The following is a 15740-nucleotide window of genomic DNA, read 5'->3' as shown; positions in this document are numbered from 1 at the left end:
TTCCGCCACATTGGACGGCGCCTCATTAAGTGTGCTCTACAGTAGCTGCCGATCGACGTCCAGAATGGCGGCATCAATGCGTTCGTTGATGGCTTTTTCGACTTGGTCCAAGCGCTGGCTGATCTGCTGTGACGACGAGCCTAGCGCCACGACAGTCCAAGTGGCGCAATCCAGGATGTCTTGATGGTCGGTTTCGGCCACCGCTAAGTCCGGTTCTCTACCCCAGATCGTTTTTAATGGCGCAAACACTTTGCGCTTGGCTTTTAGGTCATCACAGGCATAAAGTTGAAAATGTAGGGTGAGCACACCGATGTGTGGGGTGATTGCTGGAGCTTGCGCCGACTCCCTGAGCAATTTGCGTAATGCGTCAGACATTCACGATTCCTTCAGACTGAGAGCTGCCCCCGGTTGAAATCTGTCCCCAGTTTGCCGTCTCCAATTCGCCAAGGTACGCCGATGACAGATCCACTTGCAAGTTTGCCGTTCGAACAGTGATTGAGCCGTGTAAGGGCGTGCGCCCTGTGTGCTGAAAATTTGCCCTACGGCCCTCGCCCGGTGATGAATCTTGTTTGTTTTTTCGGTTAGGGCAGAAAATTTAATAACTATTAGAATCAGTGCTTTGTGGTTGATTACAAAAAATTACAAAAAAGTGTTTGCCAATAAATAGCCTTGTCATCGTTTACGGATTATAAAGACGCCAAGACAATTCAACATGTGTAAACCTGTCTAAATGGAATACTGCCGGCCTGTGGCCTTTAGTATTCGTACTTTTGGTTTTCGTTGATGGAGAACAGTATGAGTGAATTCGACGAAAGCACTCTGGAAACATCCGGTGGTTGGTCTGCCGACGCTGAAAATACCCATTCCATTGCGGGTCGCGCCCGGGTTCGTGCCCAGTTGCAGGCTGACATTGAGGCCTTCCTGAGTCAGGGCGGCACCATCAGCGAAGTGGCGAATGGGTTTCGTGGCGATGGCGGGAGCAAAGTGGACTCAGGCTTTAACGGCCGTGCACTCTAAGCCTTCATTCGTCAAAAAGTGATGCCAGGCCTGGGTGATACTGCCCGGGCCTTTTTGTATACACCGTTACCGCAACTGCAAGCCTGGCGGCCGAGGTGTATCATAAAAACCTGTGCCGGCGTTCGCAGCCGGCTTCTATTTTTGCCAATCCGGAGGTTCTGTGTCGAATCTGACTCCCCGCATGTTTCCCGCCACCCGCTTACGCCGCAACCGCGCCAGTGATTTTTCCCGTCGGTTGGTGCGTGAAAACCAGCTGTCGCCGGACAATCTGATTTTCCCAGTGTTTGTGTTGGATGGCGAAAACCAGCGCGAAGCCGTGGCCTCTATGCCCGGCGTGGAGCGTTTAAGTATTGACCTTCTGGTCGCCCAAGCCGCCGAAGTGGTGGAGTTGGGCATACCGGCTATTGCCCTGTTCCCGGTGGTGCCTGCCGAGCATAAAGATCTGCAGGGCTCTGGTGCTTGGGACCCTCAGGGTTTGGCGCAGCGAGCTGTACGTGCACTGAAGCAGGCCCACCCAGAATTGGGTGTAATCACCGACGCCGCTCTGGACCCGTTTACCACACACGGCCAGGACGGCATTATTGATGACAACGGTTATGTGTTGAACGACATCACCGTAGAGGCATTGGTGAAACAAGCACTGTCTCAGGCCGAAGCCGGTGCCGATGTTATTGCACCTTCCGACATGATGGACGGTCGCATTATTGCGATCCGCGAAGCCCTGGAAGAAGCGGGCTACGTGAACACCCGTATCATGGCCTATTCGGCCAAGTATGCGTCTGCCTACTACGGCCCATTCCGCGATGCAGTAGGTTCTGCTGGCAACATTGGCAAAGGGAATAAGGCCAGTTACCAAATGGACCCGGCGAACAGCGATGAAGCCCTGCACGAAGTGGCCATGGACATCGCCGAAGGCGCCGATATGGTGATGGTAAAGCCGGGCATGCCGTACCTGGACATTGTGCGCCGGGTGAAAACCGAGTTGCAGGTGCCCACGTTCGCGTACCAGGTCAGTGGTGAGTACGCCATGCACATGGCCGCAGCGCAAAATGGCTGGCTGGATGGCGATGCGGTGATGATGGAAAGTCTGATGGCCATGCGCCGTGCCGGCGCCGACGGTATCCTGACCTACTTTGCTATCCGCGCCGCGCGGCTGATGAAACAGAAATGATCTGAAGTACGGGGTCGCTCAGGCCCCGCCCTGAGAGCGCAGTAACAAAACAAGGACGGTAAGCCAATGACCAGCAAAAAGGGCAATCTGAAGATTGCCGACAATGAGGCCACGTTGACTGCAGCAGACACGGTGCCTTCGCACGAGGAGAGTCTGAGCCTGGACGCCTGCGAAAATTTCTTCAACCGCGAACTGAGTCAACTGCAGTTCAACCACCGGGTGTTGAAGCAGGCCCTGGACGATACCCACCCGCTGATCACCCGGCTCATTTTTTGCTGCATATTCAGCAGCAACATGGACGAATTCTTCGAAATTCGCGTGGCGGGCATTCGCCAGCAGTTGAAGTACGGCCGAGAACAAGTCTACGCCGACGGACTGCAGCCGGAACAGTTACTGGCGGAAATCAGCCGTGTGGCTCACGAGTACATTGACGAACAGTACAATATCTTGAACAACGTGCTTATTCCGGAGTTAGAAAAGGAGAATATCCACTTTGTGCGCCGGCACGAATGGACTCCGGCTCAGGCCCAATGGGTGCGTACCTATTTTGACGAAGAGATTCTACCGGTGGTCAGCCCGATTGGTTTGGACCCATCGCACCCGTTCCCGCGGCTGGTGAATAAAAGCCTCAACTTTATTGTGGAACTGGACGGCAAAGACGCCTTTGGCCGCGAAACCGGCATGGCCATAGTACCGGCGCCAAAGTCTTTGCCGCGGCTGGTGCGGCTGCCGGACGACGTTTGCGACGGCGGCGACAATCTGGTGTTTTTGTCGTCGATGATTCACGCCCATACCGACGAGCTGTTCCCGGGTATGGAAATCAAAGGCTGTTACCAGTTTCGCCTGACCCGTAACGCGGATCTGGAGCTGGAAGATGATCTGGAAGACCTGGCATCGGCCCTTCGTGGTGAGTTGCTGAGCCGCCGCTTTGGTGACGGTGTGCGCCTGGAAGTGGCGGATAATTGCCCGCAGGATCTGGTTCAGTTTCTGCTGACCGAGTTTGGTCTGACCGAGCGCGACCTCTACGAGGTGCGCGGCCCGGTAAATCTGACCCGGCTGCTGGCGGTGGGGGGTCTAGTGAACCGACCGGACCTGAGCTATTCCGGTTTCTCCCCGGTGATCCCCCGCCAGATTCGCAGCCGTGACTCCATGTTTGACAGTATCCGCAAGCGTCCGATTCTGTTGCTTCATCCCTATGAGAACTTCAGCCCGGTCGTGGATTTGCTGCGCCAGGCCGCCAAAGATCCCCAGGTGCTGGCCATTCGCCAGACCTTGTACCGCTCCGGTGCCAACTCCGAAGTGGTCGAAGCTTTGGCCGATGCCGCTCGTCGCGGTAAGGAAGTCACCGTGGTTATCGAGTTGCGGGCTCGCTTCAGCGAGGAGGAAAACCTGGAGTTGGCCAGTCGCCTGCAGGAAGCCGGGGTAATTGTGGTGTACGGGGTGGTGGGCTATAAAACCCACGCCAAGATGATTCTGATTGTGCGTCGTGAAGAAGGTAAGTTGCGGCGCTATGTGCACTTGGGCACGGGCAACTATCATGCCGCCAACGCCCGCCTGTACACCGATTACAGCTTTATGACCTGCGACGAAGCCATCGGCGACGATGTGAACAAACTGTTCCAGCAACTGACAGGGATGGGTAAGGCGTTAAAAATCAAGAAACTGTTCCACTCACCGTTTACTCTGCATTCGCAAATACTGCAACTGATTGAGCGGGAAACCCGTCTGGGTGAGAAGGGCCGGATTATTTTCAAGTTCAACGGCCTGACCGAGCCTCAGCTGATTAAAGCGTTGTATCGTGCCTCCCAGGCCGGTGCGAAAATCGACCTGATTATTCGTGGTATCTGCTGCCTTCGGCCCCAGGTGCCCGGGTTGTCGAGCACCATTCACGTGCGTTCTATTATCGGGCGCTTTCTGGAGCACACTCGGGTTTACTACTTTGGCAACGATGGTCAAACCCAGGTGTATTGCTCCAGCGCCGACGGCATGGAACGTAACCTGCTGAGGCGGGTTGAAGTCGCCTTCCCGGTGGAGGAGCCGGCGCTGGTGGAGCGCTTGCAAGACGACTTGAATACCTATCTTGCTGATAACTGCCAGTCTTGGGTGTTGCAGGCTGATGGCAGTTACGAGCAGAACGAACCGGCGGAGGGCGAGCCAAGGCTGGCTTCGCAGTTGGTGTTGCTAGAGCGGCTGACCGCCAAATCCTGATTTATTAATGTGGTATGACTGGAGAACGCTTTGAAACGACAATGGATAATGGCATCTGCCGGACTGCTAGTGTTGGCGGGTATTGCTTTGCCCTATGGCACAGGCTACCTGACCGAGCAACAGTGGCAGCTGGCTTCACAGGAAGTGAACGGTTCCCAGACCTGGTTGGAAATGCAAGTCGGGCGCTACGACCGCGGATTTTGGAGCTCCGAATTTGAGGGTAAATTGTTGCTACGAGACCCGGCAAGCGGTGAGGAACTGAGCGTTCCCTACCTTGCCAGCGTGAGCCATGGCCTGACCGGCAGCCTGATCGACTTTAAACCGGTGGACGGCTGGACCCCGGCAGGCGAAAGCTGGTTTGGTGATGACGCCCCTCGCTTGACCGCAGAAACCCGGCTTTGGGGTTCGGCGGTAGCCGAGCTGACCGTGCCCAAGTTCAGCATTACTGATGACGGTAACGCGGAGACCGTCTTTGGCAGTGGTGGTGTGGTGCGCGTAAATGGCAGCTTCGGCGCAGACGCTGTGAATATCAGTGCAGACTGGCCGTCGCTGGTGATTGCCTCGGAAGAGGTAGATCTGCGCCTCAGCGATCTGACGCTGGAGCAGCAAATGCAACGTTTGAGCGGTGACATCTGGACCGGCGAGGGCACACTCGCGTTGCAGGGTCTGGAGTTGATGCCTGCAAACGCTGACGCCATTATGCTGCGCGGTCTGTCGCTCTATTCGAACAGCAAAGCAACAGACGACAACAGCGCTCTGGATTCGTTCATAAGCGTCAAACTGGACGAGCTGCAGTTGGCTGCAGGGGATACCCTGGGGCCACACCGCATTGAGTTCGCGCTGAAGGGCCTGAACGTAGAGGCCTGGAACGCTGTTAGCCGCAGCGTGACGGATATGCAGCTGGCGGCATTTGCCGCCAAAAATGGCGACCCAACTGCGTTTCAGCAACAAATGCAGGCGATGTCAGACGTGGGCGAGTCGATGCAGATGTTAGCGGCAGCAGGCTTCAGTGTGGGTTTTCCGGACATTCATCTGGTCAGCCCGGACGGGCCGTTGCAGGGCAAAGTGCTGGTAACCCATCCTGGGGTTGCGGGCGATTCTGAATCGTTACTGATCATGCCGGCGCTTGAAGGTGAAATGGAGTTATCCATACCGCTGGCCCTGGCTGAAAACAACGAAGCTGTGCGCATGCAAACAGCGCCGTTGATTAAAGATGGGCTGTTGATTACGGAAGGTGATCGCCTGTTGCTGAAAGCAACTTTGAAAGATTTGATGTTGAACGTCAACGGCCGGCCAATTCCGCTGCCGCCGCTGTTGTAATCGATGGGTCCGGCCAGCTGCCTGGTTTGGCATGCTGGCCGGTGTTGGTTTGGTTCAGGGAATAGCCCGGGTCGGGCGTTCTGCTTTAGCTGAATTTTTTTTTCAACGCGTCTTGCACCGCCGGATTGACAAATTCGGATACATCCCCGCCCAAGGACGCAATCTCGCGGATCAGGGTAGAGGATATATAAGACAAATGATTGGTTGGTGTAAGGAACACGCTCTCCAGTTCCGGCGCCAAGCGACGGTTCATGTCTGCCAACTGAAATTCGTACTCAAAATCTGACACCGCCCGCAGGCCGCGTAAAATCACCGTGGCGTTCTGTGAGCGCACAAATTCCGCTAATAAATTGCTGAAGCCCATGACCGTCACGTTGGGAACATGGGCAGTGGCCTGACGTACCAGATCACAGCGTTCCTCCAGCTCTAGCAAGGGCTTTTTCCTGGAGTTGTAGGCAACCGCCACCACCACTTCGTCGAAGAGTCGGCCAGCCCGCTCAATCAGATCGGTATGGCCGTTGGTGATGGGGTCAAACGTACCCGGGTAAATAACTTTTGGCATTTACAACTCCTGTCGCTCTATCGCTATTTTGCCCAGAATAGCAGCGCCAGCAATGTTTCGCGACGAACCGGGTGCAACTGACTCAGCGAATGAACAGTTTGTAGATCAGTTTGTGGGCAACACCGCCATGGGGCGGGTACACCGCTTTGCCGCTGTTGAACTGCTGCTTGGCGAAAATTCCGCGCTGGTGGCTGAAGGTAAGAAATCCTTCTTTGCCGTGATAATGCCCCATTCCGGAGTCACCAATGCCACCGAACGGCAGGTCGTCTTGAGCTACATGCATCAACGCGTCGTTTATGCACATGCCGCCGGAGTGGGTGTTGGTCACGACTTTTTGCTGTTCTTTCTGGTTGTAACCGAAGTAATACAAGGCCAGCGGGCGCGGGCGATTGTTAATAAAGAGCAGGGCGTCGTCCAGCGTTTCGTAGGCCACAACAGGCAGAATGGGGCCGAATATTTCGTCCTGCATCACCCGCATGTCCGCCGTTGTGTTCAATAGTAACGTCAGTGGTAATTTGTGGCTCGCGGCATCCAGAATTTCGTTAGCAGGGTTGATCTCGACGAGTTCTGCGCCTTTGCTGCGAGCGTCATCCAGATAACCCTGCAGGCGCTGGTACTGGCGTTGGTTGATGATCGCCGTGTAGTCGGTGTTGTCCCGCAGTGACGGGTACATGGCGCTGAACTGTTTGCGGTACTCCTCAACAAACGCAGCCACTCTGTCAGCCGGGCAAAGCACGTAGTCTGGTGCTACGCAGGTTTGGCCAGCGTTGAATGCCTTGCCAAAGGCAATGCGCTGGGCTGCGTCCTTTAGTGGTACGTCGGTTGCGACAATCGCCGGTGATTTTCCGCCAAGCTCGAGGGTGACGGGTGTCAGGTTTTTGGCCGCGGCCTGCATCACCAGCCTGCCCACTGAGGTTGACCCGGTGAATAGCAAATGATTGAACGGCCGCTCAGAGAAGTCTGCGGCGACCTTGGCATCCCCCAGAATAACGGCTACCTGCTCCTCGTCGAAGGTGGCTTCCACCAACTCTTTCATTAGCGTGGAAGTGTGCGGGGTAAATTCCGACATTTTTACCATGGTGCGGTTGCCGGCGGCCAGCGACGCGACCAAAGGCCCGATGGCCAGGTAAAGCGGATAGTTCCAGGGCACAATCACCCCCACCACACCCTTAGGTTGGTAATGCACCTGATTGCTGGCAGGGCGGAACAGCATGGATACGTGCCGTTTTGACGGTTTCATCCAGCTGTCGAGATGTTTCAGGGTGTAGTTGATGCCCTGCACGGAAGGCATGATTTCGGCAATCAGAGTTTCATCTTTCGAGCGACAACCAAAGTCTTTGTCAATGGCTGCTATCAGTAAGTCCTGCCAGCTCAGCAGCGCCTGTTTCAATCGATTCAGGTTGTCGCGGCGCTCGTCGGCCGTTGGCATGGGTTGGGCGCGAAATGCTTGCTGCTGTTTTTGGAAAACGGCGTGGGTATAGCCAATTTGCTCGGCGCTGTTCTCTGCCGGGTTTTCCGTGTCTGCCGCCGCACTGTTGGTGCTCTTTGCAGCGTTGGTAGCTAGGGTTGCGCCCATTAGAAAGACTCCCAGTATGTCAGTGCAAAACGCACTTTGGTTGCGTTAGAATTCATTATTAGAGTATATACTCTAGTGAGTCAAGTGGCGTAAAAAGAGGCGCCTGCTGCATTCGCTGGCGCTTGCGTGAGCGTTGATTTTTCGATTTTTGGCGATTTTATGAAAACCCGAGACCGAATCCTGCAGACCAGTCTGCAGCTGTTTAACAAAAGTGGTGAGCGCGCGATTAGCACCAACCACATCGCGGCAAAACTGGCGATTTCACCTGGCAATCTTTATTACCATTTCCGCAACAAGGCCGACATTGTTTACGAGCTGTTTCTAGCCTATCAGCAGCAGGTTGACTATTACCTGGCGGCACCTGGCAGCCAGCCTTTGGTGCTGGCAGATCTGGCCTGGTATCTGGAGGCAGTGTTCGACGGTTTGTGGCAATATCGGTTTTTCCATCGTGACCTGGAGTCGCTGCTAGACGCAGACCCACGCCTGCGCGCAGGCTACGGTGATTTTACCGGCCGTTGCCTGAGCGCCATCAACGGTATCTTTAGCCAGCTCGCCAGCGGTGGCATTATTACGCCGCGTCCTGAGCCGCTGCGGTCCGCCATGGCGCTGAATGTATGGCTGGTCATTACCAATTGGATGGCCTATCTAAAAACCGCTCATGCAACCGAAGAGCCGGCGGTATTAACGCTGGCGGAGTTGAAGCAGGGTATTTATCAGGTGTTGACTCTGGAACTGCCCCACGTGACCCCGGAATATCGCGAACCGGTGTTGGCACTGCGGGAGACTTATCGCCCGGGAACTTTTTGCCAGGCGGCGCATCCAAGTAGTTAACATGGGGGATCCGGACGTTTCCCATGTTTGTTTGGAAGCTCAAGGAAGGTGCTTTCAGGTTTTAGCACGTCGCAAACCCTGACGTTGGCCGGCCTGAATTATTTTGGGCCGGCTTTTTTCATGTCTGGCTTGCGTCGAAGGCGCGAGTTACTATTCTTCAGCGGCTTCCGGCTCTGCTTCCAGCCAATGAACCAGTGCTTGGCGGCATTCATCCAGGCCGGTTTTGTTGCTGGAAGAGAACATGATTAAGTGCTGCACGCAGCTGAACTCGTTCAGCTTCTGGCGGATGCCCAGCATGGCCGTTTTAGCTTGGCCAAATTTCAGTTTGTCGGATTTTGTCGCCAGAATCATCAGCGGCATGGTGTTGTGCTGGCACCATTGGACCATCGTTTGGTCGAATTCGGTCAGTGGGTGACGAATATCCATAACCAATACTAGGCCGCGCAGGCAGCGGCGATCGTTTAAATAATGGCCCAAGTGGGTTTGCCAGTCGTCTTTCATGTCACGAGACACTCTGGCATAACCGTAACCGGGCAAATCAACGAGCCGAGTATTTTCCCGGTTTAGCGAAAAAAAGTTGATCAACCGGGTGCGTCCGGGGGTTTTACTGGTTCGCGCTAGTTTGCCGTTTACGGTGATGGTGTTCAATGCGCTCGATTTACCGGCGTTGGAGCGGCCGGCAAAGGCGACTTCTGCGCCAATATCCGCCGGGCATTCGTTCAGCTTTGATGCGCTGACCATAAATCGGGCGCTATTGAATGACAGGTTTTTTTGAGTCAGATCAGAGTCCACGGCTATTGGCTTTCCTTTGGATTTTAGTTAGCAGGGATTAATGTATAATGCTACACCAATTCCGGGCGGTGCGCTTGGCGTGTCCGCAGTTTCAGTCCCGGTATTGTCCCTGAACGGTCCAGTCTTTATGGCTGCATAACCAAGAATATTTTAAGATGAGAGAAGCGGAGCGAGCATGAAGAAACTGATCGCAGGAGTTGTTCTCGGTGTCGGCCTTACAGCGATGGCGCACGGGGCAGGAGATCCTCAAGCAGGTGAACAGAACGCAGCAGCATGCCAAGCCTGTCATGGGCAGGGTGGTGCCAATCCCATAATGGGCGTTTATCCGAAAATTTCGGGTTTGGGTGAAAAATATCTGCACAACCAATTAGTTGCCATCCAGAAGGATGAGCGTGTCATTGTTGAAATGACCGGCCAGCTAACGGGTAAGTCCAATCAGGATCTGCAGGATCTTGCGGCCTATTTTGCCGGCCAGGAGATGGGCGTGAACCAGGCTAATCCGGATTTGGTTGAGCAGGGCCAAGCCTTGTATCGCGGCGGTAATATGGCATCGGGTGTTCCATCCTGTGCCGGTTGTCACAGCCCACAAGGGCATGGCAACGCGCCGGGTGGTTACCCGGCATTGGGTGGCCAGAACGCGGAATATGTGGCCAAGCAGTTGCATGCCTACCGTGACGGTACCCGTGCCAACGGCAATAATGCAGCGATCATGATGGACATAGCGTCTAAGTTGACCGATTTTGAAATTGAAGCTGTTGCCAATTACGTTTCTGGGCTTAACTGAGTCAGGCCGTTGTTTTAGCAAAAAAACCCTGCCTGTGCAGGGTTTTTTGTTATTGACCGGACGGTAACTAGGTTGGTATTAGTGTGAATGGAACTTTTTCGCCCTATGTGGTCATAATCCTACCTTACGTAATCAACAAGTCGGAGACAATGAATGATTAAGACAGTAATAAGGGCCGCCGTACTGGCGGGAACTATGGCCATTGCATTACCCGCTATGGCGGCAGATTGGCAGCAGGGCACCCACTACAAAGCGCTGGATAACCCAGTGCGAACCGATCAGGCCGATAAAATAGAGGTTGCTGAGGTGTTCTGGTACGGCTGCCCGCACTGTTATTCATTTAAGCCGTTAGCCGAAGAATACGAAAACAACGCGCCAGACTACGTTGATTATGTTCGCTTGCCGGCTGCGTTGGGTAAGTCTTGGGAGCCCCACGCCTACGCGTTTTACGCGCTGCAGGCCATGGGTGAACTGGATAAGGTTCACAATGCCTTGTTCGAGGCTTTGGTGGTCGAGCGCCGACAGCTGAACACGCCTGAAGCTCTGGCGGACTTTGTCGCCGAGCACGGTGTGGATGCGGATGAATTTCTGAAGAACTATAAAAGCTTTGGCGTGAATGCCCGCATGCAGCAAGCGCAGGCCAAAATACGCGGCGCGCGAGTAACCGGAACACCGACTATGCTGGTCAATGGCAAGTACATTGTTAGCGCTTCTACGGCTGGTAGCCCGCAAGCGGCGATTGAGGTGGTTAAATACCTGGTTGCTCAGGAGCACGGCGACGGCGAGTAAGCGTAAAGAGCCGTTAAGCGAGCGGAGCGTGAACCCTTAAATTATAGGTGGCTATGTATAAGCGTTTGCGCAATCAGTGGAATGATATGCGGCGTTCTGCGGGTGATGCTCGCGGCAGCTCATCGGGTGTGGACCACGTTCCGGATTTTTCGGAAGGTGATCACATTCGGCTGCTGACGTTCAATATTCAGGTCGGCATCAGTACGTCGTCATACCGGCACTACCTGACCCGCAGTTGGCAGCACGTGTTGCCTCATCGTAGTCGTTTTGAAAATCTGGACCGGATTGCCACGCTGCTGAGTAATTACGACGTTATTGCGCTACAGGAATGTGACGGTGGCAGTTTGCGCAGTGGCTATATTAATCAGGTTCAGTACCTGGCCGAGGCCGCCGGTATACCCTATTGGTATCAGCAGCTAAACCGAAATCTTGGGCAGTTTGCCCAGCACAGCAATGGTTTGTTGAGCCGGTTTCGGCCTCTTGAGGTAAAAGAGCACCGTTTGCCGGGGTTGATTCCCGGCCGTGGTGTGATAGTTGCCAAGTATGGTAATCCGGAAGACCCGCTGTTGCTGGTTATGATGCACCTTTCGCTGAGTAAATCGGCCCAGCAGCGTCAGCTGGGCTTTGTTAGCGAATTGATCAGCGACTACCGTCACGTGGTGTTGATGGGCGACATGAACGCCCATGCGGAGCAGCTGCTGACCAATACGCCGCTAAAGCAGACCGACTTGATTCCGTTGCCGGCAAACGCTCACAGTTTTCCTAGCTGGCGCCCTGAAAAAGCGCTAGACCATATTCTGGTGAGCCCGAGCCTGCAGGTTCACAGCTCTGGTGTGGTCAGTTATCCGGTGTCAGACCACCTGCCCATCGCCTTGGATGTTACCCTGCCAAAAGCAAATGTTATTTTGCCAAAACAGATGTGACGTCGCCAAAATCGTCTTGAAGTGTTTTTTGACCATAAAAAAACCCGACTCGATGGTCGGGTTTTTTTATGGTCACCGGATCAACTACTTGATCTTGGCTTCCTTGTAGGTCACGTGCTTACGTACGACCGGGTCGAACTTGCTCAGCTGGATTTTCTCCGGCGTGTTGCGCTTGTTCTTCATGGTGGTGTAAAAGTGACCCGTACCTGCTGATGAAACCAGCTTGATTTTTTCGCGCATGATATGGCTCCTTAAAATTTCTCGCCACGGGCACGAAGATCGGCCAGTACGATGTCAATACCTTTTTTGTCGATGATGCGCATACCCTTGGTGGATACGCGCAGCTTCACGAAGCGCTTCTCGGTTTCAACCCAAAAGCGATGGCTCTGCAGATTCGGCAGAAAACGACGACGAGTGTGATTCATCGCGTGGGATACGTTGTTACCAGCAACCGGACGCTTACCGGTAACCTGACAAACTCTGGACATACTTGCCTCCGACCTTGAACTATGGTCTTAATAATCGAATTCGTTGATTGCGTCTCTGGTTGCCTAGGGGCAATTAGAGCTTCCTGTTCGCGTCTAAAAACCGAACGTAACTCGCCAGACGCCGTCAGAATAGGGACGCTTTTATACCAGAACTGGCAGCCCAACGCAAAAAAATTGTTGGTAAATTGTTCAATTTCCGAGCTTGGTTAACCCAAGTCTACATCAAACCCCGTTCGACAAGTGATATTACCTCACCGTGGCCCACAACCATATGGTCAAGAACCCTGATATCCACTAGCGCCAGAGCGTCTTTAAGGCGCTTGGTCAGTGCGATGTCGGCCTGACTGGGCTCGGCGACACCGCTTGGGTGATTGTGGGCAAATATAACCGCTGCTGCGTTGTCTTCCAACGCCTGGCGCACCACCTCCCGCGGGTACACCGCAGCGCCGTCAATGGTGCCGCGGAACAGCTCGCGATAATGGATTACCCGGTGCCGGTTATCCAGAAACAGGGCGGCGAAAACTTCGTGGGGGTAAGTGCCAAGGCGGCTGGCCAGGAAGCGCCGGGTATCTTCCGGGGACTTTAGAGGATCGCCTTGGCGCAGAGGTTCGTCCGTTACCCGCCGTGCCATTTCCATGGCCGCCTGCATTTGCGCGTACTTGGCAGTTCCCAGGCCTCTAATACTGCAGAACTGACGGCTAGAAGCGGTCATCAGGCTGCGTAATCCGCCAAAGGTTTCCAAAAGATACCTGGCCATTTCCATTACCGGCATGCCGCGGGTGCCGGTACGCAGGAAGATGGCCAGCAGCTCGGCGTCTGACAAGCACTCTGAGCCGTGGGCCAACAGACGCTCACGAGGACGTTCATCGGTAGGCCATAATGCCGCGGACGGTGCCGTTGCAGCGCTGGCGAACGGTGCTGCCGCGGCGTTGTCTGCTACCGCTGAGGGTGTCTCGGTAGGTGGCACCCGAGTGGTTTCTGTAGAGGGTTTAACGGAACAGGGTGTCGCCTGGGGGTTTCTCATGATTGCATCCTTGCAAATGAAGGGGCGGCTGATTCGAGCCGCCTAGGGGGACGAGCTCCAGATTACTGGATGAAGGTTGTCGTTGCGACCATGGACGGTAACGTGTGGCGATTCAGAGTTTAATAACAAACCAGATTAATGGTGGGTTTAATGCAATATTAAGACATTCCCGTTTAAGCTCAATGCTCGTTCTCACGTAGCTGGCAGCCATGAAAACATTAATCATTGAAGATGACCGGGACCTGGCGTTGGCGATATCGGAGTATCTCGAACTGCACAACGTCGAATGCGACTTTGCCTACAACGGGGCGAGCGGTATCACCTTGGCTTTACAACATCGATACGACTGTCTGATTCTGGACAATATGCTGCCGAAGGTATCGGGCACCGATGTTTGCAGGCAGCTTAGGGCTAACGGAATTGACACGCCAATATTGATGCTGACCGCCTGTGACATGGAAGCAGACCAGCTGAATGCATTCAGTGCAGGGCTTGACGATTACGTCATCAAGCCCTGTGCCATGCCTTTGCTTCTGGCCCGACTGAACTCGTTGTACCGTAGAGATAATCCGGAACGCGAATGCATACAGATTGCCGACCTCAGGATCTACCCGAAAGAGTATCGAGCCATTCGTTCCGAACAGGAGTTGAAACTCACGCCGACCAGTTGGAAAATTCTGCTGTTCCTTGCCCGCCGGTCGCCGGTCGTGGTTTCGAGAAACGAGATCGAGGAACATATTTGGCTGGACGAAGATGTGGAGGAGGGCACCGTTAACGTCCATTTGCACCAACTGCGCAAGGTGGTGGACAAACCCTTTAACTGTCCCCTGATTCACACCCATGTTGGAATTGGTTTGTCGCTTTCCGGAGAAACACCGTGACAAAAGTCATTCACGCCATCAATCCAGTCAGGAGTCTGGCGGCTCAATCCCGACAGCAACTGCTGTATCTCGCGATTGCCTTGTTTATCGGGCTGATTGCTCTGGTAACCAGCTTCAGCGTTTACCAGATAGACCAGGCCGGCAAGAACTATATGCGCCTCGACGCCATCAAGCTGGAACAGGCGTTAACGAACAACCCCGACTATGTTCTGCCGCAACAGGATGACTTCAGTGCCTATCGGAAATGGGAGGACATCCCCCAAGGGGTTCGCCAGCTTTTCTCCGCTGGCAAAATCCAGCCCTCGGACCCTCTGGAAATAGAAAGGGTTAATGAAAGGGGTGTTCGTGAATACGGTTACCTGCTGTATTCCAATCGTTATCAATCTGGCGGACTCTACCTGTTAGAGTTTGAAGAGGCTGACAAGATTGAGGCCCTGACTGAATCTATCTTCAAGCGAACACTGATCGACGCCAGCCTGATCACTGGACTATTTATACTGGTCCTGTTCTTTGTTATATCCTGGCTTTTCAAGAGGGCCCTGAAACCTCTTGCGCTGCTCGTTGAATGGTCAAATCAGGTCAAGCAAAATCCCGATAATAAAATCAATGCCCAGTTCTCGATCAGCGAACTGAATGAGATCGCTGAACACTTGCTGTCGACTCTGCAACAGGTCCGCGAATACAACGAGCGTGAGCAGCAGTTCCTCCGGCACGCTAGCCACGAGTTCAGAACCCCCCTGGCCATCATTCAAGCGTCTCTCGATACCTTGATGGTCAGAATCGCTCCCGAAGACCCTAATTACCGCTCACTATTGCGGGCTGGCCGGGCTAGCGCCAATATGATTCTGTTATCGGAGGCGCTGTTGTGGCTGGCCCGCCAACACGCCAGGCCCATCGGTAAATCCGGCGTTCAGTCAGGTGCTCTGTGCCGTGAGCTGTTCGCGGATATGCAGTACTTGATCGAGAACAAAAGCATTCAGGTTTCAATGGACGACCAAGCTGGCAGTATCTGCATCGAAAAAGATCTGTTTCGCATTGTGCTGGCCAACCTAATTCGTAACGCTTTCCAGAATACGGCCAGCGGCACCATTGCCATTGCAATCACGGACAATTCGTTTGCCATTTCAAATCCCGTTGATACGGAGGATTTGACGGAAACCGTTCGCTTTGGACTGGGTTTGCAACTTGTTGAACGTATTGCCGCCAAGCTTGATTGGCAGTTTGACTTTAGTCTCGATCGCCATTCGGCGCGGGTGGTCCTGCGCTGGAATCTATCCTCAGTTCCTGTTTCTCTCCCATCTTCTTAAGATCTTCTTAATACCCGCTGTCGGAAAATGGACTCCAGAAAAATTGGCCTCTTGCTGCACTCAGAGG

At 54.1% G+C, this 15740-nt stretch carries 17 protein-coding genes; 10 read left to right on the top strand and 7 right to left on the bottom strand.

Annotation, left to right across the window (positions count from 1 at the left end; genetic code table 11):
- Positions 1-36 precede the first annotated feature (36 nt).
- Positions 37-375, bottom strand: a complete 339-nt coding sequence (locus ABA45_RS16800) for a DUF503 domain-containing protein (RefSeq protein WP_048388075.1) — start codon at positions 373-375, stop codon at positions 37-39.
- Between the two features lie 420 nt (positions 376-795).
- On the opposite strand from ABA45_RS16800, the gene ABA45_RS16795 reads away from it, so the two are divergent.
- From ABA45_RS16795 to ABA45_RS16780, 4 genes are all read left to right on the top strand, one after another.
- On the top strand, positions 796-1017 hold the full coding sequence (locus ABA45_RS16795; RefSeq protein WP_048388073.1) for a hypothetical protein: 222 nt from the start codon (positions 796-798) through the stop codon (positions 1015-1017).
- A gap of 181 nt (positions 1018-1198) precedes the next feature.
- Positions 1199-2188 (top strand): porphobilinogen synthase, encoded by a 990-nt coding sequence (gene hemB / locus ABA45_RS16790; protein ID WP_048388071.1) that lies wholly within the window; start codon positions 1199-1201, stop codon positions 2186-2188.
- A 66-nt stretch (positions 2189-2254) separates the two neighbouring features.
- A complete protein-coding gene (ppk1, locus tag ABA45_RS16785; RefSeq protein WP_048388069.1) occupies positions 2255-4396 on the top strand; it encodes a polyphosphate kinase 1 in 2142 nt (713 codons plus the stop codon).
- A gap of 30 nt (positions 4397-4426) precedes the next feature.
- Positions 4427-5716, top strand: a complete 1290-nt coding sequence (locus ABA45_RS16780) for a DUF945 family protein (RefSeq protein WP_227506069.1) — start codon at positions 4427-4429, stop codon at positions 5714-5716.
- Positions 5717-5801: 85 nt separating this feature from the next.
- Here ABA45_RS16780 and coaD read toward each other — a convergent pair whose 3' ends face one another.
- Positions 5802-6278: a pantetheine-phosphate adenylyltransferase gene (coaD, locus tag ABA45_RS16775; RefSeq protein ID WP_048388065.1), complete on the bottom strand. Its 477-nt coding sequence runs from the start codon at positions 6276-6278 to the stop codon at positions 5802-5804.
- An 82-nt stretch (positions 6279-6360) separates the two neighbouring features.
- Positions 6361-7854: a coniferyl aldehyde dehydrogenase gene (locus ABA45_RS16770; RefSeq protein WP_048388062.1), complete on the bottom strand. Its 1494-nt coding sequence runs from the start codon at positions 7852-7854 to the stop codon at positions 6361-6363.
- Positions 7855-7980: 126 nt separating this feature from the next.
- On the opposite strand from ABA45_RS16770, the gene ABA45_RS16765 reads away from it, so the two are divergent.
- Entirely contained in the window at positions 7981-8685 is a 705-nt protein-coding gene (locus ABA45_RS16765) for a TetR/AcrR family transcriptional regulator (RefSeq protein WP_053076206.1), read from the top strand.
- Between the two features lie 150 nt (positions 8686-8835).
- On the opposite strand, the gene yihA is transcribed toward ABA45_RS16765, so the two are convergent.
- A complete protein-coding gene (gene yihA, locus ABA45_RS16760; RefSeq protein WP_048388060.1) occupies positions 8836-9477 on the bottom strand; it encodes a ribosome biogenesis GTP-binding protein YihA/YsxC in 642 nt (213 codons plus the stop codon).
- Between the two features lie 175 nt (positions 9478-9652).
- On the opposite strand from yihA, the gene ABA45_RS16755 reads away from it, so the two are divergent.
- The 3 genes from ABA45_RS16755 (at position 9653) to ABA45_RS16745 (ending at position 11973) form a co-directional block, all read left to right on the top strand.
- The gene (locus ABA45_RS16755; protein WP_014872846.1) at positions 9653-10261 is read left to right on the top strand and encodes a c-type cytochrome; all 609 of its coding nucleotides are present in this window, start codon (positions 9653-9655) and stop codon (positions 10259-10261) included.
- 153 nt (positions 10262-10414) lie between these two features.
- Entirely contained in the window at positions 10415-11050 is a 636-nt protein-coding gene (locus tag ABA45_RS16750) for a thiol:disulfide interchange protein DsbA/DsbL (RefSeq protein ID WP_048388058.1), read from the top strand.
- 53 nt (positions 11051-11103) lie between these two features.
- A complete protein-coding gene (locus tag ABA45_RS16745; protein WP_048388056.1) occupies positions 11104-11973 on the top strand; it encodes an endonuclease/exonuclease/phosphatase family protein in 870 nt (289 codons plus the stop codon).
- An 84-nt stretch (positions 11974-12057) separates the two neighbouring features.
- Here the strand turns inward: ABA45_RS16745 and rpmG are convergent, their stop codons facing one another.
- The 3 genes from rpmG to radC all read right to left on the bottom strand — a co-directional run bounded on the left by rpmG (position 12058) and on the right by radC (position 13485).
- Positions 12058-12213: a 50S ribosomal protein L33 gene (gene rpmG / locus ABA45_RS16740; protein WP_007348364.1), complete on the bottom strand. Its 156-nt coding sequence runs from the start codon at positions 12211-12213 to the stop codon at positions 12058-12060.
- An 11-nt stretch (positions 12214-12224) separates the two neighbouring features.
- Positions 12225-12461, bottom strand: coding sequence for a 50S ribosomal protein L28 (rpmB, locus tag ABA45_RS16735; protein ID WP_007348365.1), 237 nt, complete (start codon positions 12459-12461; stop codon positions 12225-12227).
- A 217-nt stretch (positions 12462-12678) separates the two neighbouring features.
- Positions 12679-13485, bottom strand: coding sequence for a RadC family protein (gene radC, locus ABA45_RS16730; protein ID WP_198147005.1), 807 nt, complete (start codon positions 13483-13485; stop codon positions 12679-12681).
- Between the two features lie 209 nt (positions 13486-13694).
- Between radC and ABA45_RS16725 the strand changes: the two genes are divergently transcribed.
- The gene (locus tag ABA45_RS16725; RefSeq protein WP_048388053.1) at positions 13695-14366 is read left to right on the top strand and encodes a response regulator transcription factor; all 672 of its coding nucleotides are present in this window, start codon (positions 13695-13697) and stop codon (positions 14364-14366) included.
- Positions 14363-15673, top strand: coding sequence for a sensor histidine kinase (locus ABA45_RS16720; RefSeq protein ID WP_048388051.1), 1311 nt, complete (start codon positions 14363-14365; stop codon positions 15671-15673). Before ABA45_RS16725 ends, ABA45_RS16720 begins: the two co-directional genes overlap by 4 nt.
- Positions 15674-15740: the final 67 nt, after the last annotated feature.

The sequence above is a fragment of the Marinobacter psychrophilus genome, assembly GCF_001043175.1.
Taxonomy (GTDB): domain Bacteria; phylum Pseudomonadota; class Gammaproteobacteria; order Pseudomonadales; family Oleiphilaceae; genus Marinobacter; species Marinobacter psychrophilus.
Note: the sequence above shows the minus strand (reverse complement) of the source record. Positions and strands in the feature narration are given on the sequence as shown.